At 52.7% G+C, this 22671-nt stretch carries 34 protein-coding genes; 5 read left to right on the forward strand and 29 right to left on the reverse strand.

All coding sequences use genetic code 11. The annotated features are described in order from the left end of the window. Positions 1-89 precede the first annotated feature (89 nt). From CPA50_RS18980 to CPA50_RS18995, 4 genes are all read left to right on the forward strand, one after another. Entirely contained in the window at positions 90-614 is a 525-nt protein-coding gene (locus tag CPA50_RS18980) for a DUF4124 domain-containing protein (protein ID WP_096784122.1), read from the forward strand. A gap of 280 nt (positions 615-894) precedes the next feature. Continuing rightward, positions 895-1992 carry a nitrogen regulation protein NR(II) gene (gene glnL / locus CPA50_RS18985; protein WP_096784123.1) on the forward strand — a complete coding sequence of 366 codons (1098 nt, stop codon included), beginning with the start codon at positions 895-897 and terminating at the stop codon, positions 1990-1992. Next, positions 1989-3413 (forward strand): nitrogen regulation protein NR(I), encoded by a 1425-nt coding sequence (gene glnG, locus CPA50_RS18990; protein ID WP_096784124.1) that lies wholly within the window; start codon positions 1989-1991, stop codon positions 3411-3413. The genes glnL and glnG overlap by 4 nt, the downstream gene beginning before the upstream one ends. A 41-nt stretch (positions 3414-3454) precedes the next feature. Then, positions 3455-4201, forward strand: coding sequence for a ParA family protein (locus tag CPA50_RS18995; RefSeq protein WP_096784125.1), 747 nt, complete (start codon positions 3455-3457; stop codon positions 4199-4201). A gap of 133 nt (positions 4202-4334) precedes the next feature. On the opposite strand, the gene ssb is transcribed toward CPA50_RS18995, so the two are convergent. Continuing rightward, the gene (gene ssb, locus CPA50_RS19000; RefSeq protein WP_096784126.1) at positions 4335-4889 is read right to left on the reverse strand and encodes a single-stranded DNA-binding protein; all 555 of its coding nucleotides are present in this window, start codon (positions 4887-4889) and stop codon (positions 4335-4337) included. Positions 4890-4946: 57 nt separating this feature from the next. Next, positions 4947-6317, reverse strand: coding sequence for an MFS transporter (locus CPA50_RS19005; protein ID WP_096784127.1), 1371 nt, complete (start codon positions 6315-6317; stop codon positions 4947-4949). A 177-nt stretch (positions 6318-6494) separates the two neighbouring features. Here CPA50_RS19005 and uvrA point away from each other — a divergent pair, with 177 nt between their 5' ends. Further along, positions 6495-9329 carry an excinuclease ABC subunit UvrA gene (uvrA, locus tag CPA50_RS19010; protein ID WP_096784128.1) on the forward strand — a complete coding sequence of 945 codons (2835 nt, stop codon included), beginning with the start codon at positions 6495-6497 and terminating at the stop codon, positions 9327-9329. A 58-nt stretch (positions 9330-9387) separates the two neighbouring features. Here uvrA and rplQ read toward each other — a convergent pair whose 3' ends face one another. The 27 genes from rplQ to rplC all read right to left on the reverse strand — a co-directional run bounded on the left by rplQ (position 9388) and on the right by rplC (position 22627). Further along, positions 9388-9786, reverse strand: a complete 399-nt coding sequence (gene rplQ / locus CPA50_RS19015; RefSeq protein WP_096784129.1) for a 50S ribosomal protein L17 — start codon at positions 9784-9786, stop codon at positions 9388-9390. A 33-nt stretch (positions 9787-9819) separates the two neighbouring features. Continuing rightward, positions 9820-10824: a DNA-directed RNA polymerase subunit alpha gene (locus tag CPA50_RS19020; protein WP_096784130.1), complete on the reverse strand. Its 1005-nt coding sequence runs from the start codon at positions 10822-10824 to the stop codon at positions 9820-9822. 35 nt (positions 10825-10859) lie between these two features. Next, entirely contained in the window at positions 10860-11480 is a 621-nt protein-coding gene (gene rpsD, locus CPA50_RS19025) for a 30S ribosomal protein S4 (RefSeq protein ID WP_096784131.1), read from the reverse strand. Positions 11481-11498: 18 nt separating this feature from the next. Beyond that, complete coding sequence (gene rpsK, locus CPA50_RS19030; RefSeq protein ID WP_044387623.1) at positions 11499-11888, reverse strand: 30S ribosomal protein S11; 390 nt, start codon at positions 11886-11888, stop codon at positions 11499-11501. Positions 11889-11901: 13 nt separating this feature from the next. Next, entirely contained in the window at positions 11902-12258 is a 357-nt protein-coding gene (gene rpsM, locus CPA50_RS19035) for a 30S ribosomal protein S13 (RefSeq protein ID WP_096784132.1), read from the reverse strand. Between the two features lie 142 nt (positions 12259-12400). Next, positions 12401-12514: a 50S ribosomal protein L36 gene (rpmJ, locus tag CPA50_RS19040; protein WP_008174902.1), complete on the reverse strand. Its 114-nt coding sequence runs from the start codon at positions 12512-12514 to the stop codon at positions 12401-12403. A gap of 30 nt (positions 12515-12544) precedes the next feature. Continuing rightward, complete coding sequence (gene secY, locus CPA50_RS19045; protein WP_096784133.1) at positions 12545-13867, reverse strand: preprotein translocase subunit SecY; 1323 nt, start codon at positions 13865-13867, stop codon at positions 12545-12547. 17 nt (positions 13868-13884) lie between these two features. Further along, positions 13885-14319, reverse strand: coding sequence for a 50S ribosomal protein L15 (gene rplO / locus CPA50_RS19050; protein ID WP_096784134.1), 435 nt, complete (start codon positions 14317-14319; stop codon positions 13885-13887). A 1-nt stretch (position 14320) separates the two neighbouring features. Then, positions 14321-14509: a 50S ribosomal protein L30 gene (rpmD, locus tag CPA50_RS19055; protein WP_012139786.1), complete on the reverse strand. Its 189-nt coding sequence runs from the start codon at positions 14507-14509 to the stop codon at positions 14321-14323. 4 nt (positions 14510-14513) lie between these two features. Further along, on the reverse strand, positions 14514-15014 hold the full coding sequence (gene rpsE, locus CPA50_RS19060) for a 30S ribosomal protein S5 (protein WP_096784135.1): 501 nt from the start codon (positions 15012-15014) through the stop codon (positions 14514-14516). Between the two features lie 12 nt (positions 15015-15026). Then, positions 15027-15374 carry a 50S ribosomal protein L18 gene (rplR, locus tag CPA50_RS19065; protein ID WP_096784136.1) on the reverse strand — a complete coding sequence of 116 codons (348 nt, stop codon included), beginning with the start codon at positions 15372-15374 and terminating at the stop codon, positions 15027-15029. 9 nt (positions 15375-15383) lie between these two features. After that, positions 15384-15917 (reverse strand): 50S ribosomal protein L6, encoded by a 534-nt coding sequence (gene rplF / locus CPA50_RS19070; protein WP_096784137.1) that lies wholly within the window; start codon positions 15915-15917, stop codon positions 15384-15386. 9 nt (positions 15918-15926) lie between these two features. Next, entirely contained in the window at positions 15927-16319 is a 393-nt protein-coding gene (gene rpsH, locus CPA50_RS19075; protein ID WP_096784138.1) for a 30S ribosomal protein S8, read from the reverse strand. 89 nt (positions 16320-16408) lie between these two features. After that, positions 16409-16714 (reverse strand): 30S ribosomal protein S14, encoded by a 306-nt coding sequence (gene rpsN / locus CPA50_RS19080; protein ID WP_048497748.1) that lies wholly within the window; start codon positions 16712-16714, stop codon positions 16409-16411. A 13-nt stretch (positions 16715-16727) separates the two neighbouring features. Next, on the reverse strand, positions 16728-17267 hold the full coding sequence (gene rplE, locus CPA50_RS19085; protein ID WP_096784139.1) for a 50S ribosomal protein L5: 540 nt from the start codon (positions 17265-17267) through the stop codon (positions 16728-16730). A gap of 15 nt (positions 17268-17282) precedes the next feature. Then, positions 17283-17603: a 50S ribosomal protein L24 gene (gene rplX / locus CPA50_RS19090; protein ID WP_096784140.1), complete on the reverse strand. Its 321-nt coding sequence runs from the start codon at positions 17601-17603 to the stop codon at positions 17283-17285. A 17-nt stretch (positions 17604-17620) separates the two neighbouring features. After that, a complete protein-coding gene (rplN, locus tag CPA50_RS19095; protein WP_012139776.1) occupies positions 17621-17989 on the reverse strand; it encodes a 50S ribosomal protein L14 in 369 nt (122 codons plus the stop codon). A gap of 18 nt (positions 17990-18007) precedes the next feature. Continuing rightward, positions 18008-18274, reverse strand: a complete 267-nt coding sequence (gene rpsQ, locus CPA50_RS19100; RefSeq protein ID WP_096784141.1) for a 30S ribosomal protein S17 — start codon at positions 18272-18274, stop codon at positions 18008-18010. Position 18275: 1 nt separating this feature from the next. Further along, on the reverse strand, positions 18276-18467 hold the full coding sequence (rpmC, locus tag CPA50_RS19105; protein ID WP_096784142.1) for a 50S ribosomal protein L29: 192 nt from the start codon (positions 18465-18467) through the stop codon (positions 18276-18278). Beyond that, the gene (gene rplP, locus CPA50_RS19110) at positions 18467-18880 is read right to left on the reverse strand and encodes a 50S ribosomal protein L16 (protein WP_072799767.1); all 414 of its coding nucleotides are present in this window, start codon (positions 18878-18880) and stop codon (positions 18467-18469) included. The genes rpmC and rplP overlap by 1 nt, the downstream gene beginning before the upstream one ends. 12 nt (positions 18881-18892) lie before the next feature. Next, on the reverse strand, positions 18893-19576 hold the full coding sequence (gene rpsC / locus CPA50_RS19115; RefSeq protein WP_096784143.1) for a 30S ribosomal protein S3: 684 nt from the start codon (positions 19574-19576) through the stop codon (positions 18893-18895). Between the two features lie 11 nt (positions 19577-19587). Next, a complete protein-coding gene (gene rplV / locus CPA50_RS19120; protein ID WP_096784144.1) occupies positions 19588-19920 on the reverse strand; it encodes a 50S ribosomal protein L22 in 333 nt (110 codons plus the stop codon). A 17-nt stretch (positions 19921-19937) separates the two neighbouring features. Continuing rightward, the gene (rpsS, locus tag CPA50_RS19125; protein ID WP_096784145.1) at positions 19938-20213 is read right to left on the reverse strand and encodes a 30S ribosomal protein S19; all 276 of its coding nucleotides are present in this window, start codon (positions 20211-20213) and stop codon (positions 19938-19940) included. 23 nt (positions 20214-20236) lie between these two features. Then, the gene (rplB, locus tag CPA50_RS19130; RefSeq protein WP_096784146.1) at positions 20237-21064 is read right to left on the reverse strand and encodes a 50S ribosomal protein L2; all 828 of its coding nucleotides are present in this window, start codon (positions 21062-21064) and stop codon (positions 20237-20239) included. 17 nt (positions 21065-21081) lie between these two features. Beyond that, positions 21082-21375 carry a 50S ribosomal protein L23 gene (rplW, locus tag CPA50_RS19135; protein ID WP_096784147.1) on the reverse strand — a complete coding sequence of 98 codons (294 nt, stop codon included), beginning with the start codon at positions 21373-21375 and terminating at the stop codon, positions 21082-21084. Further along, the gene (rplD, locus tag CPA50_RS19140) at positions 21372-21977 is read right to left on the reverse strand and encodes a 50S ribosomal protein L4 (protein WP_096784148.1); all 606 of its coding nucleotides are present in this window, start codon (positions 21975-21977) and stop codon (positions 21372-21374) included. The genes rplW and rplD overlap by 4 nt, the downstream gene beginning before the upstream one ends. 11 nt (positions 21978-21988) lie before the next feature. Next, positions 21989-22627, reverse strand: a complete 639-nt coding sequence (gene rplC, locus CPA50_RS19145) for a 50S ribosomal protein L3 (RefSeq protein ID WP_096784149.1) — start codon at positions 22625-22627, stop codon at positions 21989-21991. Positions 22628-22671 lie beyond the last annotated feature (44 nt).

Consider the following 22671-nt stretch of genomic DNA (forward strand, 5'->3'; position numbering starts at 1 on the left):
GATATGTAACCATCATCTCCCCTCTTGCACATTGAAAACGCCTGCCCGGCCATTGATAATCAATACAAACATTACTGCAGGTTGTACTTATGAATCCAAGGCTTGGAATCACCGTAGGACTGATGCTCCTGATCGCAGGGCCTGTCACCGCTGAGGTTTACCGCAACGTGGATGCCCAGGGCAATGTAACCTTCTCTGATGAGCCATCAAAAGGCGCAGAAACAGTAGAGGTTAAGCCTGTCACAACGATTACCTTACCCAAACCACAAAATGTCCGCGAAACCGACAAACTCCGGGAAGAAGTAAAACGCGAAGGCTCGATTTACGAGAGCGTCTCATTTATTTACCCCGAAGATGAACAGGCATTTCATAGTGGCAACGGCGATGTACAGTTTAAAATGCACAGTACCCCCGACCTGAAACGAAATCACAAATACGAAGTAACTCTGGACGGCCAACCGGTTGGACAGAGCACATCCGGCTCAATCACCGTTAATAATGTCTTTCGCGGAACCCATGAGGCCGGCATCCATATTGTGGACAGAAACGGCGTCCAGATTAAATCAGGAAGCTCAATTCGCTTCACTGTTCACCGTCCCTCAGCTCAGAACTGACAACGCAATCTGCACCATGTCGGTGCGCGCGCACAAGATGTGCGCGTCGATATGGGCAGCAACGGAGCAGCACGCTTACGCTGCCCGACTCCTTTCCCGAAATTCTCCCTGAAACGACGTATTTCGGGGCTACTTTACCCTTTCTTGCACCCGCACCCTCCCAACACTCCAAACTGGTTCGGTTTTTGCTGACTCCTGTTATAGCGGTTGAGTAAGATGCAAGGAGCGCATGGCGAAACACCATCCCGCTCTTCCGGCTTAAAACCAACAGGAAGCACGCATGGCACATCCATCAGCCAATACAGACAGATACAAGAACATGCTGGATAATCTCGCGACAGCGGTTCTTGTGCTTGAGAATAATCTGACCATCCGCTATCTGAACCCGGCGGCGGAGAGCCTGTTTGAAACAAGCATGACCCGCAGCGCAGGACTACCGCTCTGCAATATCCTTTTCGACGCCGAGAGCACTATCAGCATCCTCCGCACAGCTGCGGAAACCGGGCAGCCTTATACCCGCCGGGAGACAGAATTTGTGCTTGCCAGCGGTTCCAGAAGGGTGGTGGATTATTCTGTATCACTCCTTGAGCATAGCCCCCCAGCACTGCTTATGGAGGTGCAGCCTCAGGAGCGCCTGTTGCGAATAAGCCGCGAAGAGGACCTCCTCTCACAACAGGAAACCACGCGAACACTTGTCCGCGGCATGGCCCATGAAATCAAGAACCCGCTTGGGGGCATTCGTGGCGCAGCTCAATTACTGGACAGGGAACTGAACAGTGAAGGCCAGCGAGAATACACCAAAGTTATCATTGAAGAAGCCGACCGCTTACGCAGTCTTGTCGACCGCATGCTTGGCCCTAACAAAGCCCTGAGACCAGCGCCGACAAACATTCACGAAATCCTTGAGCGTGTGCGCACGCTTTTGGAGGCAGAGAGCAAAGGCAGGTTATTGTTCCTGAGAGACTATGATCCCAGCCTGCCGGAATTTTCTGGCGATAAAGAACAGTTGATCCAGGCCTTCCTCAACATAGCTCGCAATGCTATGGAGGCAGCCTTTGAAAGCGAGGCCTCACACCCCGGCGGCAACAAAACCCCCACCATTACGTTCCGGACACGAGCCCTGCGGCAAGTCACTATCGGCCCCAGACGCCACAGACTCGTGTGCCGGATAGACATAATCGACAATGGCCCGGGGATCGCACCTGACCTCCGCCAGAATATTTTTTATCCAATGATCAGCGGTCGGGCTAACGGCACGGGGCTTGGACTTTCCATTACTCAAAGCATTATCAGCCAGCACCACGGCCTGGTTGAGTGTGAAAGCGAACCCGGCCAGACAGACTTCATCATCTTCCTGCCCCTGGAGGGCACCCCATGAGCGAACAAACCGCAAACGTCTGGATCGTCGACGACGACCGCAGCATACGCTGGGTGCTTGAACGCGCCCTGAGCCAGGCGGGCATGCAGCCCACTGTTTTTGAGAATGGCGAAAACATCATGAGACGTCTGGAGTGCGAGCAGCCTGACGCCATCATCAGTGATATTCGCATGCCTGGAGTGGACGGCATCACCCTGTTGTCACAAATTGTCGCGGCGTATCCGGACGTCCCCGTTATCATCATGACCGCTCACTCGGACCTGGAAAGCGCAGTCACCAGCTATCAGACTGGTGCTTTTGAGTATCTGCCAAAACCCTTTGATGTTGACGACGCCGTCGCCCTGGCAAAACGTGCTGTTGCTCACAGCCACGAAAAACGCGCAGTTTCTCAGCCTCAGGCAGAGACTATCCAGCAAAGCGCCGAAATTATTGGTGAAGCTCCGGCCATGCAGGAAGTTTTCCGCGCTATCGGCCGGCTTTCCCACTCCAACATCACCGTACTGATAAATGGTGAAAGCGGAACAGGTAAAGAGCTGGTCGCCCAGGCGCTGCATAATCACAGCCCCCGGGCACGGCATCCGTTTATAGCGCTCAACATGGCAGCCATTCCGCGAGATCTTATAGAATCTGAGCTTTTCGGCCATGAAAAAGGCGCATTTACCGGCGCAACCGCAGTGCGTCAGGGCCGGTTTGAACAAGCAAACGGAGGCACACTGTTTCTGGATGAAATCGGTGACATGCCAGGTGATACCCAGACCCGGCTGCTCCGGGTTCTGGCAGATGGCGAGTTCTACCGCGTTGGCGGCACAACCCCCATCAAAGTAGATGTCCGAATCATCGCCGCCACGCACCAGAATCTGGAAAAGCTCGTCCAGTCAGGCTCATTCAGGGAAGATTTGTTCCATCGCCTGAACGTTATCCGTGTGCATTTGCCAAAACTCGCGGAGCGCAGCGAAGACATTCCGCGGTTGATGCAGCACTTCTTGCAGCGGGCTGCCAGAGAACTTTCTGTAGAACCCAAGATCCTCCGGCCGGAAGCAGAAAACTATCTCACAACCCTACCCTGGCCTGGCAACGTACGCCAGCTTGAAAACACTTGCCGCTGGCTCACTGTCATGGCCAGCGGCAGAGAAATTCACATTGATGACCTGCCTCCTGAGTTGCGGCATCAGAGCGAGCCCGGCACTTCCGGAGTTACCTGGCAAGAGGGCCTCAGGACTTGGGCCGATCAGGCGCTAAAAAGGGGGGAACAGTCAATTCTGGAATCCGCAGTGCCGGAGTTTGAAAAGATCATGATAGAAACTGCCCTGAAGCACACGGGAGGGCGTCGCCGGGATGCATCGATTCTGTTAGGCTGGGGGCGTAACACTCTCACCCGCAAAATCAATGAACTGGGCATGGACAGCATTGAAGAGGAGTGAAGCGCAAGCTATAACTGCCAATCAGGAGGCACTCTCAGGACATGAGAACCATAGCTTTTTACAGCCCGAAAGGAGGCGTTGGGAAAACCGCCTCTGCAGTAAATATTGCCTATCTGGCAAGCCTCAGTGGGTACTCAACACTACTATGGGATCTGGACTCGCAAGGTTCTGCCAGCTTTTATCTGTCCGGGGGCAAGCCAGGCGAAGGCAAGAAAATTTCAAAACTGCTGGAAGGTCGTGTGCCAATCGCAGATTTTATAGAAGAGGATATCTACCCCAACCTGGATTTCATACCTGCCCACAAAAGCTTCCGGAACCTGGATATACGGCTTGAAGAAGACGAGCGCAGCCTGCCGTTAAAAGAAATGCTATCCCCCCTGTCTGAGGACACCAGCCTTGTTGTACTGGACTGTCCACCCGGCCAGTCCCGATTGACCGAACAAGTCCTGAAAATCGCCGATCTGGTCTACGTGCCGCTGGTTCCCACCTGGCTGTCGTTAAACAGCTGGAGGCAGTTTAACGAGCTTGTCTGCAACAAAAAACTAGGCGAAAAAAAGCTCCGGCCTTTTTTTACGCTGGTAGATAGACGCAAAAAACTCCACCGGGAACTCATAGAGCAGAACTCCGAACTGTTTGATAAACCGTCAAGAGCCATGATTCCCTACTCCAGTGCAGTAGAACGGATGGGGGAGGAAGGGTTACCCCTGGAATTACTCAGCCCGAAATCCCAGCCAGCGATTGCCTATCGGCGGCTATGGTCAGAAATTCAATCCGAACTCCGGATATAAAACCTCAGATAAACGAGCCCTTCATACTATCCCGAAGACCTGGTTAAACCATCCTGATATTGACTGATCCACCAATAAAAAACGGCCACCTTAGCAGCCGTTCCTTACAGACCAAACCACTCTCAGGTGAACCCTAGAACGGAATGTCATCATCAAAGTCATCAACCGGCTCAGGCATGCTGCCACCCTGTGCTGGCTGACCAGGGTTTTGATTATAACCTCCAGCCTGCTGGGGTTGCTGGGGTTGCTGGGGTTGCTGATTATTCTGAGCTGGTGCAGCTGGCGTCGCCTGCTGCTGAGGACGACCGGCAGGAGCACCTTGATTCATGCCGCCTTCACCACCACGACTGTCCAGCATCTGCATCTGGCCGTTAATATCAACAACCACCTCGGTTGTGTAAACGTCCTGACCTTCCTTATTCTGCCATTTACGGGTCTGTAGTTTACCCTCGATATAGACCTTGGAACCCTTTCGTAGGTATTGGCCGGCCACCTCAGCAATTTTTCCGAACATGACAATCCGATGCCATTCAGTTTTCGGAACCATCTGGCCTGTCTGGCGATCCTTGTAACTCTCATCCGTCGCAAGAGTCAGATTCACCACTGCATTTCCGTTCGGGGTATAGCGGGTATCCGGGTCCTGCCCGAGATTCCCGATAAGAATAACTTTGTTTACGCCTCGTGCCATGTTCTGCTCCCGATTCAGTTTTCAGCGACACCCGCTCTCCTTGCGGGCCTCCGGATTTCAAGAACTGCTACCCTGTCGGACAAAAGCAAAGTCCGCAAGTAACGCCTCATCAAAGTACTCCCGATCCACCTTCAGATAAGCGGTGGCAGCATTCTCAACAATGACTACATCCTGCACGCCCGGCAAGCGGCGCAGACTGCTATCAACTTCGTCGTACTTATCGTCGACCATATCCCGCAACTGTACCACGAAACCCGAGAAGTGGCCCGGCGCAGCCATTGTCAAAGCAACCAGTAACCAGAGTCCGAGAACAGTCACCATAAACCAGACAACACCTTCAGTTCCAACCTGCTGTAACAGGAAGCCGCCAAAGGCGCCTCCCAGAAAAGCACCCATGAACTGTGAAGTGGAGTAAACACCCATGGCGGTTCCCTTACTTGCGGCCGGCGCCTCCTTACTGATCAGGGACGGCAGGCTGGCTTCCAGTAGATTGAACGCCATAAAAAAGAAAAACAGCACCACCCACGCGACCGGCAGGCTCCCAGCTATTCCTGAAAGCCCCGCCGTCGCCAGAGTAAGCAAAGCGATAGCACCGCATAAAACAGGCTTCATTTTGCGCTTCTTCTCGCCAATGATGATGAATGGCACCATGGCGAAAAATGACGTAATCATCACAGTCAGATAGAACCACCAGTGCGAACCGCTGGCAAGCCCAAGCTGATCCTGCAACATAGACGGAAACACCAGAAACAATGAGGTCAACACCAGATGCAGTGAAAAAATACCAAAGTCCAGTCGCAGCAGGCGCTTGTCAGACAGAACCCGCCCCAACATGGCTTTCGCAGGATGCGTGTCAGCGCTTGTTTTATGCTGGTGCGGTGTAGGTACCACGCGACTGACTATGAACAAGGCCACTATGGCAAGTACTGCGGTTGCATAGAAAATACCGGACAACCCCCACACTGAGCCCAGCAAAGGCCCCAGAACCAGAGAAACCGAAAACGAAAGCCCGATGGAGATACCAACCGTTGCCATGGCCTTGGTTCGCTCTTCCTCTCGGGTCAGGTCACTGAGCAGCGCCATAAGCACACTCGCAACAGCTCCAGCGCCCTGAAGAATCCGGCCAGCAATAACTACGTATATAGAGTCTGTTGAACCTGCGAGAATACTGCCTGCTGCGAAAAGAATCAGGCCAATATAAATCATACGTTTACGGCCAACCCGGTCAGAAAGCAGGCCAAAAGGTATCTGGAGCAGAGCCTGGCTCAGGCCGTATGCACCAATAGCAAAGCCGAGCAGGGCCGGCGTTGCGCTCTTGAGTTCGCCGCCAAGCAACATAAATACAGGCATGACCATAAACAACCCAAGCATACGGATGGCGTAAACTGATGCCAACGCAGCTACGGAGCGTTTTTCCAGGGCGTTCATGGCGATTGGCTCCTCTTCCGGGGTTGAAAGCATGACCCTGCGCAAGAATATATGTTCAACAGGCGGCGCATTGTAGCAGAAGCTTCCCCAGCGGGGGACAGGTAGAACATTACCTGCATTTTCGCCGTGGCGGGCGTAACACGGTATAATTTCCGTTTTTTCTCCAAGTGAGGCGTTATGGATCATATCCAGATCAAAGGGGCACGGACCCACAACCTGAAGAACATAGACCTGGATATACCAAGGGACAAACTGATCGTCATTACCGGCCTGTCCGGCTCAGGCAAATCATCCCTGGCATTTGACACACTTTATGCCGAAGGGCAAAGGCGCTATGTGGAATCTCTATCCACCTATGCGCGGCAATTTCTTTCCATGATGGAAAAACCTGATGTTGATCACATTGAGGGCCTGTCTCCTGCTATTTCCATCGAACAAAAGTCTACCTCTCACAACCCTCGCTCCACCGTGGGAACCATCACCGAAATATACGATTACCTTCGGTTATTGTTTGCCCGGGCCGGGGAACCCAGGTGCCCCGATCATGGTCAGCCACTGGAAGCACAGACCGTAAGTCAAATGGTTGACCAGGTACTGGCCATGCCGGAAAACAGCAAGCTGATGATCCTTGCACCAGTTATCCGGGATCGCAAAGGCGAGCATATCCAGGTCGTGGAAACCATGCGAAGCCAGGGCTTTATCCGCCTGCGAGTGGATGGCACAGTTTATGACATCGACGACGTGCCTCCGCTCGACAAGAAGCGCAAACACCAGATCGACGTGGTTGTTGATCGCTTCAAGGTAAAGCCGGGCCTTGAACAACGACTTGCCGAAAGCTTCGAAACTGCCCTGGGCCTGGCCGACGGCATTGCTCTGGTCGCCGCGATGGATGGCGAAAAAAACAGCACAGACACAGAGCAAACCTTTTCCGCAAAGTACGCATGTACGCAATGCGGTTATGCCTTGAGCGAACTCGAACCCAAACTGTTTTCCTTTAATAACCCTGCAGGCGCCTGCCCTACCTGTGATGGCCTGGGTGTTAAACAGTTTTTTGATGCGGATAAAATTGTACAGCACCCTGAAGCTACACTCGCAGCCGGAGCTATCAAGGGCTGGGACCGCAGAGCGGTTTATTATTTTCAGATGCTCGGAAGCGTTGCCGAACATTATGACATCGACCTCGAAACTCCCTGGGATGAGCTTCCGGAGAGTTTCCGGACAACGCTACTGTTCGGATCCGGAACGGAGGAAATTCCGTTTCGCTACGTGAATTCCCGCGGCCACACCATGGAGAAGTCACATTCTTTCGAAGGGATTATCCCTAACCTTGAACGGCGCTACCGGGAAACTGATTCCCCAAGCGTTCGCGAGGAGCTTGCACGCAACCTCAGTACCCAGGCCTGCAAAGATTGCAACGGCTCCCGCCTGCGTCGCAGCGCCCGGCACGTTTTCATCGAAGAAAATAACCTTCCGGATCTGACCCACCTCCCTATCGGCGAAGCCTATTCCTACTTTGACAAACTTACACTGCCTGGCCGGCGCGGAGAAATCGCGGAGAAGATTACGAAAGAAGTGAGACAGCGGCTTCAGTTTTTGGTCAACGTAGGCCTGGAATACCTGACACTGGAACGCAGCGCAGATACGCTTTCCGGCGGAGAAGCCCAGAGAATAAGGCTGGCTAGTCAGATCGGTGCCGGATTAGTAGGCGTGATGTACATACTGGATGAGCCCTCCATTGGACTTCATCAACGGGACAACGATCGACTGTTGAGCACACTCACTCACCTTCGCGATCTTGGCAATACCGTAATAGTGGTCGAACACGATGAAGACGCTATTCGTGCCGCGGACTATGTTATTGATATCGGCCCCGGCGCCGGGGTTCATGGCGGGAAGATTATTGCTCAGGGAACGCCGGCACAAATTCTGGAAAACCCTGATTCCCTCACCGGTCAGTATCTCAGCGGCGTTAAAGAAATTGCTATTCCCAAAAGCAGAAACAAGGGTACAGGTCAAACTCTGACACTCAGCGGAGCTACCGGCAACAATCTTCAGAATGTCACCCTTTCCCTCCCCCTCGGCGTGATGACCTGTGTGACTGGCGTTTCAGGCTCTGGCAAATCGACACTGATAAACAGCACCCTCTACCCCGTCGCAGCGGCCAAGCTCAACAAGGCTACCAGCCTGAGCCACTCGCCCTATGAAGCCATGACCGGACTGGACCAGCTGGACAAGGTAATTGATATTGACCAAAGCCCCATAGGCCGGACGCCCCGTTCAAACCCGGCAACCTACACAGGTCTTTTCACCCCTATACGGGAATTGTTCGCAGGAACACAAGAGGCGCGATCAAGGGGGTACAAGCCCGGGCGCTTCTCTTTTAATGTCAAAGGTGGTCGCTGCGAAGCATGTCAGGGCGACGGGATGATAAAGGTAGAAATGCACTTCCTTCCGGACGTATACGTCCCCTGCGATGTCTGTAAAGCCAAACGCTACAACCGGGAAACCCTGGAAGTACGTTACAAGGGCAAAAACATCAATGAAGTTCTGAGCATGACTGTAGAAGAAGGCCGGGAATTTTTCGATGCAGTGCCCTTTCTCGCAAGAAAACTACAGACCCTCATCGATGTAGGGCTCTCCTACATTCGCCTGGGACAAAGTGCGGTAACTCTGTCCGGTGGCGAGGCTCAGCGTGTAAAACTGGCCAAAGAGCTCTCAAAAAGAGACACAGGGAAAACTCTGTACATTCTTGATGAACCCACAACTGGCCTGCATTTCTACGATATACAGCAATTACTGAATGTTCTTCAGCGACTGAGAGATCACGGCAACACCATCGTGGTAATCGAGCATAACCTCGATGTTATAAAAACAGCTGACTGGGTTATAGACCTGGGGCCGGAGGGTGGCTCTGGCGGGGGAAAAATTATCGCAGAAGGAACACCTGAACAAGTGGCGGCCAATCCTGTATCACATACCGGCCGCTACCTGAAGCAAATGCTACCCATCTGAAGGACACAAAAAAACCGGAGGCGTTACCGGCTCCGGTTTTTTTAACGATGCAACGATTTTACTCGTCGCCTTCGTCCACTTCTTCCGCTTCGATATCCAACGGACGACCTACCAGTTCAACAAATGCCATAGGAGCATTGTCACCAGCACGGAAGCCACACTTCAAAATACGAAGGTAACCACCCGGGCGTTCGTTGTAGCGAGGGCCAAGCTCATCAAACAGCTTGGCAACCGCTGCGTCGTCGCGCAGGCGAGAAAACGCCAGACGACGATTCGCAACCGAATCTTTCTTGGCGAGCGTGATCAAAGGCTCAGCTACCCGACGAAGCTCTTTGGCTTTCGGCAGCGTTGTTTTAATCAGCTCATGACCAACCAGTGACGCAGTCATGTTACGAAACATGGCCTTGCGATGCGCACTGGTCCTGCTGAACTTACGACCACTCTTACGATGACGCATTGCTCTGATTCCTTACCTTAAACTAATCGGCAATCAACCGCCCAAAACCCGGTCGTCGCCACGAAGGCTAGCCGGCGGCCAGTTATCAAGACGCATACCCAGAGACAAACCACGGGACGCCAAAACGTCCTTGATCTCGGTGAGCGACTTCTTACCAAGGTTAGGCGTCTTCAACAGCTCAACTTCTGTGCGCTGGATAAGATCGCCGATGTAGTAAATATTTTCAGCCTTCAAGCAGTTAGCTGAACGCACTGTTAACTCGAGATCATCAACAGGACGCAGGAGAATAGGATCAATTTCTTCCTCTTCTTCAACACGCTCTGGCTCTTTCTCATGATCAAAGTCAACAAATACCGCTAGTTGCTGCTGGAGGATGGTGGCTGCCCGGCGAATTGCTTCTTCCGGATCAATAGTGCCATTAGTCTCCAGATCAATAACCAGCTTGTCCAGGTCGGTGCGCTGCTCAACCCGTGCACTTTCCACGGAGTAGGCGACACGACGAACCGGGCTAAAGGTTGCGTCCAACTGCAGACGTCCGATTGCACGGGTTTCATCTTCATCGAGACCGCGCTGGTCAGCTGGCTCATAGCCACGACCGCGCGCCACACGCAAGCGCATGTTCACTTCACCCTTTTCACTCAGATGACAAATCACGTGATCCGGGTTAGAGATCTCAACATCATGATCCAGCTTGATATCACCGGCTGTAACGACGCCCGGACCTTTCTTGCTAAGCGTAAGCTCAGTGTCGTCCCGACCGTTCATCTTTACCGCGACGCCCTTGAGATTAAGAAGAATCTCAATAACGTCTTCCTGGACACCCTCGATTGCGCTGTACTCGTGCAAGACACCGTCAATCTGCGCTTCTGTCACGGCGCAGCCCGGCATCGAAGACAAGAGAATTCGACGCAACGCGCTTCCCAAAGTGTGGCCAAAGCCTCTTTCCAGAGGCTCAAGCGTCACCTTAGCGCGCGTAGCACCAGATTCCTTCACGTCAATGGTACGAGGTGTCAATAACTCTTGTACTGAACGCTGCATAGACGCCCCTATCTACTATCGTTGCTAACAGGGCTTTACTTGGAGTAAAGCTCGACGATGAGGTTCTCGTTGATGTCGGCCGGCAACTCAGTACGCTCAGGTACTGTTTTGTAAACGCCGGACATCTTAGTGGCGTCGACCTCTACCCAGCTCACCGGTGCACGGCTAGAAGACAGATCCAACGCGCCTTTAACACGCAGTTGATTTCTGGCCTTTTCGCGCACGCTCACAACATCACCTGGCTTGACTTTGTAGGAAGCAATATTCACTACCTTGTCATTCACCAGGATCGCTTTGTGAGAGACGAGCTGACGGGACTCAGCACGGGTCGAACCAAAACCCATGCGATATACAACGTTATCAAGGCGAGCTTCCAGAAGTTGCAGCAGATTTTCACCTGTAGCACCCTTCAGACGAGCGGCCTCTTTATAGTAGTTGCGGAATTGCTTTTCAAGAACGCCATAAATACGACGGACTTTCTGTTTTTCACGAAGCTGTACGCCATACTCGGACAGACGACCGCGACGCGCGCCGTGCATACCCGGCGGGGTCTCGATGTTGCACTTTGAATCCAGCGCGCGAACACCGCTCTTCAGAAAAAGATCTGTCCCTTCACGACGAGACAGCTTGCACTTCGGGCCTATATAACGAGCCATATTTCACTGTCTCCTGTGTTAGACGCGGCGCTTTTTGGGCGGACGACAGCCGTTATGAGGAATCGGCGTCACATCTGTGATGTTCGTGATTTTGTAGCCGCACGAATTTAACGCGCGAACTGCAGACTCACGTCCGGGCCCGGGTCCTTTAACCTCTACGTCCAGGTTTTTAAGGCCGTATTCAGCAGCCGCGTTACCGGCTCTTTCAGCTGCTACCTGCGCAGCAAAAGGTGTGCTTTTACGTGACCCGCGAAAACCAGAACCACCGGAGGTGGCCCAGGACAGGACGTTGCCCTGACGGTCTGAAATGGTCACGATAGTGTTGTTGAAGGACGCGTGAATGTGCGCGACGCCATCAACAACTGTCTTTTTCACCTTTTTACGGGTACGTGTACCTGGCTTTGCCATGTTTGCCTACCTGTTACTTACGAATAGGTTTGCGTGGACCTTTACGGGTGCGTGCGTTGGTCTTTGTGCGCTGACCACGGACTGGTAGTCCATGACGGTGACGCAGACCACGGTGACATCCGAGATCCTTCAAACGCTTGATGTTCATCTGTACTTCACGACGCAGATCGCCTTCAACGATAGCTTTACCCACTTCAGTACGAAGTGACTCAAGCTGCTCGTCGGACAGGTCTTTGACCTTGACGTCCGGCTTAACGCCGGTTGCATCGCAAAGCTTTTGGGCCGTTGTCTTGCCAACACCAAAAATGTAGGTGAGCGAGATAACAGCATGTTTGTGATCGGGTATATTGACACCGGCTATACGTGCCATCCAAATTACTCCGCGTTCAAAGCTTTGCTGTGTGAATTTTCCGCCTTTATAAAAGGGCGCGAAATAATAGCGCCTGACCCGCTACCGAGTCAAGCGCTATCATTAATACCCCTTTAACAGTCCAGGATGCTTCCCGAAGGAATCAGCCCTGGCGCTGCTTATGGCGAGGCTCCGAGCAAATGACTCTTACTGAGCCATTGCGACGAATTACTTTGCAGTTACGGCAAATTTTCTTTACCGAAGCGCGTACTTTCATTGTCGACTCCAGTTTTCAAGGGGAACGGGATTAACCGTTCCGACTATAGCCCTTGAGATTGGATTTCTTCATCAGTGATTCATACTGATGAGACATCAGGTGCGACTGTACCTGGGCCATGAAATCCATCACCACGACTACAACAATCAGCAGTGAGGTGCCTCCCAAATAGAAGGGCACATTCCCGGCAACCATCAGAAACTGAGGAAACAGGGAGACTGCTGCAATGTACATTGCACCGAACAATGTCAGACGGGTCAGCACGCCATCAATATACTTGGCAGTCTGATCGCCCGGACGGATGCCCGGAATAAACGCTCCAGAGCGCTTGAGGTTATCCGCAACTTCTTTCGGGTTGTACATCAACGCTGTATAGAAGAAGCAAAAGAATACGACTGCTGCTGCAAACAGGATAATGTACAACGGCTGGCTTGGAGCCAAAGCCTGAGAAACGTCGCTGAGCCATTCCATGCCTTCGCCCTGCCCAAACCACTGCCCCAGCGACGCCGGGAACAACAGAATAGAAGAAGCAAAGATAGGTGGTATCACCCCGGCCATATTCACCTTTAACGGTAAATGGCTGGACTGCTGGGCGAAAACCTGACGCCCTTGCTGGCGCTTGGCGTAGTTAATAGTCAGACGACGCTGACCACGCTCCATGAAAACCACGAAACCAACTACGGCAATTGCAAGAATGCCAATACCCAGAACAACCAACAAGCTCATTTCACCATTTCGAGCCTGCTCGAGCGTCTGACCAATCGCTCCGGGAAGTCCCGCAACAATACCGGCGAAGATCAGGAGAGAGATACCGTTTCCGACACCCCGCTCGGTAATCTGCTCACCCAGCCACATCATAAAGACTGCACCGCTAACGAAGGATACAACGGCCACAAAGTGAAAGCTGTAACTATCGTTGAAGGTTACACCCTGCGATGCCAACCCGACAGAGATACCAAAACCCTGAACCAACGCCAGGATAACCGTACCGTACCGAGTATACTGGCTGATCTTGCGACGCCCAGCCTCTCCCTCTTTTTTCAGCTGCTCAAGCTGCGGACTTACCGCAGTCATGAGCTGCATGATAATCGAGGCCGAAATATACGGCATAATACCGAGAGCGAAGATACTCATGCGCTCGAGCGCACCACCTGAGAACATGTTGAACATACTCAGGATAGTGCCCTGATTCTGCTCAAACAGTGCTGCCAGCCGGTCGGGATTTATACCTGGCACCGGAATGTGTGCACCTATCCGGTACACCAACAATGCCAGGAAAACAAACCAGAGCCGTGATTTCAGCTCTGCCAGTCCTTTTCCCGCGCCCGCAGGCAATGATGCGTTCTTGGCCATTTAGTCCTCGACTCGCCTTAGTCTTCGACTTTACCACCCGCGGCAGAAATTGCCTCGCGCGCGCCTTTGGTTACCCGAAGTCCTTTCACGGTCACTGCTCGGTCAAGTTCACCGGACAGAATAACCTTGGCTTCGCGAATTTCCTCACGGATGATGTCGGCCTTTTTGAGGGCGGCAAGATCCACAACATCGCCTTCAACCTTCGCCAGTTCATTAAGGCGAATTTCAGCAACGTAACGCTGCTGACGTGAAGTGAAACCGAACTTCGGCAGACGGCGAGCCAGAGGCTGCTGACCACCCTCGAATCCAGGTGCAACACTGCCACCGGAACGAGCTTTCAGACCTTTATGACCGCGACCACCGGTTTTACCGAGACCGCTTCCGATACCACGACCTACTCGCCTTGCGGCGGGACGTGAACCGGGTTCCGGACTAAGTTCGTTCAGACGCATCTTAGTTCTCCTCAACCCGAACCAGGTAATCTACCCGGTTGATCATGCCGCGAATAGAAGGTGTATCTTCCACTTCGACGGTGTGACCGATTTTACGAAGACCCAAGCCCTTTACACACAATTTGTGTTTCGGCTGACAGCCAATCGGGCTTCGGGTCAGAGTTACTTTGATCGTTTTTGCGTTCGCCATGACTTCAACCCAGAATCTCTTCGACGGATTTACCGCGCTTGGCTGCAATATCTTCAGGCGCCTGAGTGGCCTGAAGACCCTTGATGGTGGAACGTACCACGTTCACCGGGTTGGTAGACCCGTAACACTTGGACAGTACGTTCTGAACACCTGCAACCTCAAGCACTGCACGCATCGCACCACCGGCGATGATACCTGTACCTTCTGAAGCCGGCTGCATATACACCTTGGAGCCACCATGCTGGGCCCGTACAGCATACTGCAGAGTCGTACCATCCAGCGGTACATCTACCATATTCTTGCGTGCAGCTTCCATTGACTTCTGGATAGCGACCGGCACTTCACGTGCCTTGCCGCGACCGAAGCCAACGCGCCCTTTCCCGTCACCAACAACGCTCAGTGCGGTAAACGCGAAAACGCGACCACCTTTGACCACCTTAGCGACGCGATTCACCTGAACCAGCTTTTCCTGGAGCTCAGGCGCCTTCTGATCGTTAACGCTCATCTTCTCCACCTCTTAGAATTGCAAGCCAGCTTCACGAGCTGCATCGGCAAGAGCCTGTACACGCCCGTGATAACGGTAACCGGAGCGGTCAAATGCGACCCGCTCAACACCTGCTGCCTTGGCACGCTCAGCGATCAGCTGACCAACCTTTTTAGCAGCGTCCACGTTACCGGTTGCACCCTGGCGCAATTCCTTATCCAACGTGGAGGCAGTGGCAATTACTTTGCTGCCATCTGCGGATGTAACCTGGGCGTACATGTGACGCGGGGTGCGATGAACGCACAAACGTGTCGAGCCCAGCTCACGGATCTTCATGCGCACTTTGCGTGCGCGACGCAATCTTTCGTTATTCGCGCTCATAGTCCCGCCTTATTTCTTCTTGGCTTCTTTACGTCTTACCTGCTCATCCGCATACCGAACACCTTTGCCTTTATAAGGCTCGGGCGGACGGAACGCGCGGATTTCCGCAGCGACGTGGCCAACCTGTTGCTTGTCGATACCGCGAATAACTACTTCCGTATTGGACGGAGTTTCGGCGGTAATCCCCTCGGGCAGCTCATATTCTACCGGGTGAGAAAAACCCAGTGTCAGATTGAGCTTCTTACCTTGTGCCTGGGCCCGATAACCTACACCGATTAGCTGGAGCTTACGCTCGAAGCCAGCGGATACACCGGTCACCATATTATTGACCAGCGCGCGGGTCGTACCAGCAAGAGCGCGGGACTTTTGGGCACCATCGCGTGCTGCAAAGCGAAGAAGATTCTCTTCCTGCTTAACCTCAACCGCTTGGTGAATCGAAAACTCAAGTGCTCCTTTGGAGCCCTTTACACTAATTTCCTGTCCGTTTAGCTTAACCTCAACACCGGAAGGCAGCACGACAGGATTATTGGCAACCCTGGACATGTGATTCTCCTAGAATACGGTGCAGATGACTTCGCCACCCACGCCGGCAGCACGTGCAGCACGGTCTGTCATTACGCCCTTGGACGTAGAGACAATCGCGACTCCCAGACCACCGGATACTTTCGGTAGCTCCCCAGTGCCCTTGTACTGGCGCAGGCTCGGACGGCTAACCCGCTTGATCGACTCAATAACCGGCTTACCGCCGAAATACTTCAGAGTGATCGTAAGCTCAGGCTTTACGTCAGTTGTAACGGAAAAATCTGCAACGTAACCTTCATCCTTAAGGACTTGGGCCACGGAGATCTTCATCTTTGAAGACGGCATCGTAACGTCTGCTTTCGATGCCATCTGTGCGTTGCGTATACGGGTTACCATATCCGCAAGCGTGTCTTGCATACTCATTGGTATGAGGCTCCTGATCTTTTTAGTTGTGCAGCGGCGTGCCGCACCGCTTACCAACAGGCATCCCGACCGAAGTCAGGATACCTATCTTACCAGCTTGCCTTGGTCAGGCCCGGAACGTCGCCACGCATGCCGTACTCACGGAGTTTAATCCGGGAAAGTTCGAACTTGCGTAGAACGCCATGGGGACGACCAGTCACCTGGCAACGATTACGAAGGCGCGAAGGAGAAGCATCGCGAGGAAGCTGCTGGAGCTTCATCTGTGCATTCCAACGGTCATCATCGCTGGTATTTGGGTTCTTGATAATCGCCTTGAGCTCTGCACGCTTCGCTGCAAATTTCGCAACAGTTTGCTCGCGCTTGAGCTCACGGTTTTTCATGGAAACCTTAGCCATTACTCTCGTTCCTTTATTTCTTGAACGGAAAGCCGAAAGCTTTCAACAGCTCACGACCTTCATCGTCGGTATCGGCACTGGTGGTAATGGTGATATCCAGACCGCGGATCTTGTCGACTTTGTCGTACTCGATCTCAGGAAAGATAATCTGCTCACGCACACCCATGCTGTAGTTACCGCGCCCGTCAAAGGACTTGGGATTCAGACCGCGGAAGTCACGAATGCGGGGAACCGCAATGTGAACCAGACGATCAAAGAAGTCCCACATACGCTCACCGCGCAAGGTAACCTTACAACCAATCGGCCATCCTTCACGGATCTTGAAACCCGCAACAGATTTACGCGCCTTGGTAACAACAACCTTTTGACCTGCCAGGCGTTCGAGATCTGCCACAGCATTTTCAATCAGTTTTTTATCGCCAACCGCCTCACCGACACCCATGTTCAGGGTAATCTTTTCGATACGCGGTACCTGCATGATGTTCGTAAAACCGAACTCTTTCTGCAGGGCGGGTATCACTTCCTTGCTGTACTGCTCTTTCATGTTAAGCATCGTAACCACCACCGCTTACTGGTTATCGACAGCTTCTTTCGTCGCTTTGAAGATCCGCATCTTTGCGCCGTCTTCCTTGGTCTGGAAGCCGACACGATCGGCTTTGCCGGTCTGCGGATTAAAAATAGCCACGTTGGAAGCCTGGATAGGTGCTTCTTTTTCGACGATGCCACCTGGGGTGCCCAGCATCGGGTTAGGTTTGGTGTGCTTCTTCATCATATTGATGCCAGAAACAATCACTTTACCATCGTCCTGAACTTTCAGAACTTTACCACGTTTACCTTTGTCTTTCCCCGTGGTGACGATTACTTCGTCATCTCGTTTGATCTTTTTCATAACCGGCCTCTGGTCCTTTAAAGTACTTCGGGTGCCAGTGAGATAATTTTCATGAACTTTTCATTTCGCAGTTCACGGGTAACCGGTCCGAAGATACGGGTACCAATGGGAGCGTCCTGATTGTTCAGAAGTACCGCCGCATTGCCGTCAAAACGGATCAGGGATCCATCGGGACGGCGAACACCCTTGCGAGTGCGTACTACTACAGCCTTCAGGACCTGGCCCTTTTTCACTTTCCCGCGGGGGATGGCTTCCTTTACGGTAACCTTGATAACATCCCCTACGCTGGCATAGCGCCGGTGTGAACCGCCCAGGACCTTAATGCACATCACCTGACGCGCACCGCTGTTATCCGCGACTTCAAGCATTGTCTGAGTCTGAATCATGGTTGTTCTCCGGGCGCTTTACACCTTGGACGCATGTTCGGTAACTTCAACCAGGGCCCAACTCTTGGTCTTGGAGACCGGGCGGGTTTCCTGAATAGTCACTTTGTCACCGATATTGCATTGGTTGCTCTCATCATGAGCGTGGATCTTGGTTGAACGCTTCATGTACTTACCGTACAGAGGGTGCTTTACCTGACGTTCAACCAGTACCACGATGGATTTCTCCATCTTGTTACTCACGACCTTGCCGCTAAGAGTTCTGGCAGTTTGGTTAGCTTCAGTCATGTCACTTTCCTGCCTTTTCGTTCAAAACTGTTTTCACGCGAGCAATATCACGCTTCACCCCGGCGAGAAGGTGAGACTGATTGAGCTGACCTGTTGCCTTGCGCATACGCAGATTGAACTGCTCCTTCAGGAGATCGATCAGCTCCTTATTCAGCTCCGCGGCTGATTTTTCACGCAGCTCTGTTGCTTTCATCACATCACCGTCCTAGTTACGAAGGTGGTCTGTACCGGCAGCTTGGCCGCTGCGAGTGTGAAGGCTTCGCGTGCAACATCTTCAGCAACGCCTTCCATCTCGTAGAGCATACGGCCTGGCTGAATTTCCGCCACCCAATACTCAACAGAACCCTTACCTTTACCCATACGTACTTCAAGCGGCTTTCCGGTGATCGGCTTGTCCGGGAAAACCCGGATCCAGATCTTACCACCCCGCTTGATTTTACGAGTCATGGTACGTCGTGCCGCTTCAATCTGGCGAGCAGTTATACGTCCGCGACTCGTCGCTTTCAATCCGTATTCACCGAAGCTCACCTTGTTGGCACGGTGAGCAAGACCCGTGTTACGGCCTTTCATTACCTTGCGAAATTTGGTGCGTTTTGGTTGCAGCATAAGATTGCCCCTTTACTTAGAACCTTTCTTCCCAGAGGCTTTCTTGTCAGCACGGACTTGTTCCATACCACCAAGAATCTCACCTTTGAAGATCCATACCTTGACGCCGATTACGCCGTAAGTGGTATGCGCTTCGTAGGTTGCGTAATCAATATCTGCACGTAGTGTATGCAGCGGAACACGACCTTCGCGATACCACTCGGAACGCGCAATCTCAGCACCCCCGAGACGACCACCAACCTGAATTTTGATACCTTTGGCGCCTTGACGCATAGCATTCTGAACCGCGCGCTTCATAGCGCGACGGAACATCACACGACGTTCCAGCTGACCAGCAACGTTCTGCGCTACCAGGCGAGCATCAAGATCCGGCTTGCGGACTTCTTCGATGTTGATGTGCACAGGCACACCCATCATCGCGCCAACTTCACGACGCAAACGATCAACATCTTCACCCTTCTTACCGATAACTATACCGGGACGGGCAGTATGAATCGTGATACGGGCGTTCTGAGCAGGGCGCTCGATCACAATCTTGCTGACAGACGCTTTTACCAAGCGCTTGTCGAGGAATTCGCGAACCTGAATATCGTTCAACAGGTTCTTCGCGTATTCCTTTTTATCGGCATACCATACTGAGTTGTGCTCTTTGATCACACCCAGGCGCATGCCGGTTGGATTTACTTTATGACCCATCTGAGCATCTCCTACTTGTCGGCGACCTTGACGGTGATATGACAGGTGCGCTTCATGATTCTATCAGCGCGCCCCTTGGCTCGAGCTTTAATACGCTTGAGCGTCGGGCCCTCATCCACCATTACGGTGGAAACCCGCAGTTCGTCAACGTCCAGACCTTCGTTATGCTCAGCGTTGGCAATGGCGGACTCAAGAGCTTTCTTGATAATCACCGCTGCCTTCTTAGGGCTGAAAGTCAGAATGTTTAGGGCGTCCTCAACAGCCTTGCCGCGAACTTGATCGGCGACAAGACGAGCTTTCTGAGCTGAGAGGCGAGCGCCCTTATACTTGGCTGCTACTTCCATTTCTATTCCCCTCACAATCAGCGTTTAGCTTTCTTGTCGGCCGAATGGCCGCGATAAGTACGCGTCGCCGCGAACTCACCCAGTTTATGCCCGACCATATCTTCGGTCACATAAACCGGCACGTGCTGCCTTCCGTTGTGGACTGCAATGGTCAAACCTACGAACTCTGGGAAGATCGTTGAACGACGGGACCAGGTTTTGATCGGCCGCTTGTCGTTCGCTTCCAGAGCTGCTTCGACCTTCTTCAACAGATGCAGGTCTATAAAAGGACCTTTCTTTAAAGAACGTGGCACAGCATTTACCTCTATGTAGTCGTTTACTTGGCTGAACGACGACGTACTATCATTTTATCAGTACGTTTGTTCTTACGAGTCTTATGCCCTTTGGTCGGAACACCCCACGGAGTAACCGGGTGACGCCCGCCAGAGGTACGCCCTTCACCACCACCATGTGGGTGGTCAACTGGGTTCATAGCAACACCACGTACTGTTGGACGCTTGCCACGCCAACGTGATGCACCCGCTTTGCCAAGCCGCTTGAGACTGTGTTCACTGTTGGACACTTCGCCCAACGTAGCACGGCAATCTACAAGCACCTTACGCATTTCACCTGAGCGCAGGCGGATAGTCGCATACGCGCCTTCCCGAGCAACCAGCTGTACGGATGCGCCCGCAGAGCGAGCCAGCTGAGCACCTTTGCCAGGCTTGAGTTCAACGCAATGAACCACAGAACCCACTGGAATATTCCTCAGCGGCAATGTGCTTCCGACCTTGATAGGCGCGTCGATTCCTGAACGCACAGGCTCTCCGATCTGCATACCTTTGGGAGCGATAATGTAACGACGCTCGCCATCCGCATACTTGAGCAAAGCGATGTGCGCAGAGCGGTTAGGATCGTATTCAATGCGTTCTATTGTCGCAGGAATACCATCTTTGGTCCGCTTGAAGTCAATGATACGGTAGTGCTGTTTATGTCCACCACCAATGTGCCGGGTAGTAATGCGGCCAGCATTATTACGACCACCCGACTTGCTTTGTGACTCGACCAACGGTTCGTAAGGGCGCCCTTTGTGCAAATCCGGGTTGTAAAGCTTTACAACGTGACGGCGTCCGGCAGATGTTGGTTTGGTTTTGACGATCGGCATATTACGACCCCTTTACCTTATTCCACATCCAGAAAATCGATGTCCTGACCTTCAGCCAGCTTAACGTAAGCCTTACGAATGTCATTACGCTTGCCGAACCCGCGGGCTGTGCGTTTAAGCTTGCCCTTACGATTCAGAACCTGAACACCTTCTACGGTGACGTTGAACAACTGCTCAACAGCCTTCTTGATCTCCGGCTTGGAGGCATCCGGAGCAACCCGGAAAACAACCTGACCATGCTCGGCTACCAGAGAAGCTTTCTCCGATACGTGCGGCCCCAGAAGGACCTTATAAATACGTTCCTGATTCATCCCAGCATCTCCTCGATCTTCTTCAGAGCGGGAACAGTCACCACGACTTTCTCGAAGGCAACCAGGCTAACCGGATCCAGACCCGCAACATCACGTACATCGACGTGAGGAACGTTACGAGAGGCCAGATGCAGGTTTTGCTCAACGCTCTCCGTCAGAATCAATGCGTTCGAAATACCCAGATCTGCCATTTTGGCGGCAAACACCTTGGTCTTGGGAGCATCGATAGCGAAGTCATCTACCAGAACCAGACGATCCTGACGAACGAGCTCGGAGAAAATAGAGCACATCGCGGCACGGTACATCTTGCGATTAACCTTTTGCTCAAAGCTGCGAGGCTTTGCAGCAAAGGTCACACCACCAGAGCGCCAGATCGGGCTGCGGATAGTACCAGCACGAGCACGACCAGTGCCCTTCTGACGCCAGGGCTTCTTACCACCGCCACTGACTTCTGAACGGGTCTTCTGAGCCTTTGTACCCTGGCGACCGGCTGCCATGTAAGCAGTAACCACCTGATGAACCAGTGACTCATTAAAATCTTTCGCGAAAGCAGTCTCGGAAACTGTAACTTCCTTACCGCTACCTGTAATAGTCAATTCCATCGAACCGCTCCTCAGGCTTTAACAGCAGGCTTGATGACAACATCGCCGCCAGTTGCACCGGGAACGGCACCACTAACCAGCAGAAGGTTGCGCTCAGCGTCGACACGGACAATTTTCAGGTTCTGCACTGTAACTTGCGCATTACCCATCTGGCCCGCCATCTTTTTGCCTTTGAATACTTTGCCCGGAGTCTGGTTCTGACCAATGGAACCCGGAGCACGGTGAGACAGAGAGTTACCGTGAGTCGCATCCTGCATGGAAAAGTTCCAGCGCTTTACACCGCCCTGAAAACCTTTACCTTTGGATGTTCCGGTAGCATCAACAACCTGACCGTCTTCAAAGACTGACGCAGTAATTTCCCCACCAGCGGCCAGGTCTTCACCTTCACCGTCTGCCAGACGAAACTCCCATACGCTACGACCCGCTTCTACACCGGCTTTTGCGAAATGGCCTGCAGCACTCTTATTGACACGCGAGGAACGACGCGAACCGACAGTTACCTGAACTGCACGATAGCCGTCGTTTTCAAGAGTTTTGAGTTGGGTGATACGGTTAGGTTCAACCTCTATCACCGTCACGGGCAACGCTTGCCCATCTTCCGTAAAAATACGGGTCATACCGGCCTTGCGACCGACAATACCAATTGCCATGTTTCACCTCTAAGTGTACGGGGCTCTCACCCTCTATGGCCTTA

Origin of the sequence: Marinobacter sp. ANT_B65 (assembly GCF_002407605.1) — a bacterium.
In the GTDB taxonomy this organism is placed as follows: Bacteria; Pseudomonadota; Gammaproteobacteria; order Pseudomonadales; family Oleiphilaceae; genus Marinobacter.

Coding starts and splice junctions, on each gene's coding strand:
- rplD (WP_096784148.1), bottom strand. CDS start 21,977: ATGGAATTGACTATTACAGGTAGCGGTAAGGAAGTTACAGTTTCCGAG.
- rplW (WP_096784147.1), bottom strand. CDS start 21,375: ATGAATCAGGAACGTATTTATAAGGTCCTTCTGGGGCCGCACGTATCG.
- rplQ (WP_096784129.1), bottom strand. CDS start 9,786: ATGCGTCATCGTAAGAGTGGTCGTAAGTTCAGCAGGACCAGTGCGCAT.
- secY (WP_096784133.1), bottom strand. CDS start 13,867: ATGGCCAAGAACGCATCATTGCCTGCGGGCGCGGGAAAAGGACTGGCA.
- rpsE (WP_096784135.1), bottom strand. CDS start 15,014: ATGAGCGTTAACGATCAGAAGGCGCCTGAGCTCCAGGAAAAGCTGGTT.
- rplV (WP_096784144.1), bottom strand. CDS start 19,920: ATGGAAGTAGCAGCCAAGTATAAGGGCGCTCGCCTCTCAGCTCAGAAA.
- CPA50_RS19020 (WP_096784130.1), bottom strand. CDS start 10,824: ATGCAGCGTTCAGTACAAGAGTTATTGACACCTCGTACCATTGACGTG.
- rplO (WP_096784134.1), bottom strand. CDS start 14,319: ATGCGTCTGAACGAACTTAGTCCGGAACCCGGTTCACGTCCCGCCGCA.
- rplX (WP_096784140.1), bottom strand. CDS start 17,603: ATGAAAAAGATCAAACGAGATGACGAAGTAATCGTCACCACGGGGAAA.
- rpsC (WP_096784143.1), bottom strand. CDS start 19,576: ATGGGTCATAAAGTAAATCCAACCGGCATGCGCCTGGGTGTGATCAAA.
- rplC (WP_096784149.1), bottom strand. CDS start 22,627: ATGGCAATTGGTATTGTCGGTCGCAAGGCCGGTATGACCCGTATTTTT.
- rplE (WP_096784139.1), bottom strand. CDS start 17,267: ATGCTTAACATGAAAGAGCAGTACAGCAAGGAAGTGATACCCGCCCTG.
- CPA50_RS18995 (WP_096784125.1), top strand. CDS start 3,455: ATGAGAACCATAGCTTTTTACAGCCCGAAAGGAGGCGTTGGGAAAACC.
- CPA50_RS19005 (WP_096784127.1), bottom strand. CDS start 6,317: ATGAACGCCCTGGAAAAACGCTCCGTAGCTGCGTTGGCATCAGTTTAC.
- rplR (WP_096784136.1), bottom strand. CDS start 15,374: ATGAGCGCGAATAACGAAAGATTGCGTCGCGCACGCAAAGTGCGCATG.
- rplB (WP_096784146.1), bottom strand. CDS start 21,064: ATGCCGATCGTCAAAACCAAACCAACATCTGCCGGACGCCGTCACGTT.
- ssb (WP_096784126.1), bottom strand. CDS start 4,889: ATGGCACGAGGCGTAAACAAAGTTATTCTTATCGGGAATCTCGGGCAG.
- rpsH (WP_096784138.1), bottom strand. CDS start 16,319: ATGAGTATGCAAGACACGCTTGCGGATATGGTAACCCGTATACGCAAC.
- rpsK (WP_044387623.1), bottom strand. CDS start 11,888: ATGGCAAAGCCAGGTACACGTACCCGTAAAAAGGTGAAAAAGACAGTT.
- CPA50_RS18980 (WP_096784122.1), top strand. CDS start 90: ATGAATCCAAGGCTTGGAATCACCGTAGGACTGATGCTCCTGATCGCA.
- uvrA (WP_096784128.1), top strand. CDS start 6,495: ATGGATCATATCCAGATCAAAGGGGCACGGACCCACAACCTGAAGAAC.
- rplF (WP_096784137.1), bottom strand. CDS start 15,917: ATGTCCAGGGTTGCCAATAATCCTGTCGTGCTGCCTTCCGGTGTTGAG.
- rpmJ (WP_008174902.1), bottom strand. CDS start 12,514: ATGAAAGTACGCGCTTCGGTAAAGAAAATTTGCCGTAACTGCAAAGTA.
- rpsM (WP_096784132.1), bottom strand. CDS start 12,258: ATGGCACGTATAGCCGGTGTCAATATACCCGATCACAAACATGCTGTT.
- rpmC (WP_096784142.1), bottom strand. CDS start 18,467: ATGAAAGCAACAGAGCTGCGTGAAAAATCAGCCGCGGAGCTGAATAAG.
- glnL (WP_096784123.1), top strand. CDS start 895: ATGGCACATCCATCAGCCAATACAGACAGATACAAGAACATGCTGGAT.
- glnG (WP_096784124.1), top strand. CDS start 1,989: ATGAGCGAACAAACCGCAAACGTCTGGATCGTCGACGACGACCGCAGC.
- rpmD (WP_012139786.1), bottom strand. CDS start 14,509: ATGGCGAACGCAAAAACGATCAAAGTAACTCTGACCCGAAGCCCGATT.
- rplN (WP_012139776.1), bottom strand. CDS start 17,989: ATGATTCAGACTCAGACAATGCTTGAAGTCGCGGATAACAGCGGTGCG.
- rpsN (WP_048497748.1), bottom strand. CDS start 16,714: ATGGCTAAGGTTTCCATGAAAAACCGTGAGCTCAAGCGCGAGCAAACT.
- rpsQ (WP_096784141.1), bottom strand. CDS start 18,274: ATGACTGAAGCTAACCAAACTGCCAGAACTCTTAGCGGCAAGGTCGTG.
- rplP (WP_072799767.1), bottom strand. CDS start 18,880: ATGCTGCAACCAAAACGCACCAAATTTCGCAAGGTAATGAAAGGCCGT.
- rpsD (WP_096784131.1), bottom strand. CDS start 11,480: ATGGCTCGTTATATAGGCCCGAAGTGCAAGCTGTCTCGTCGTGAAGGG.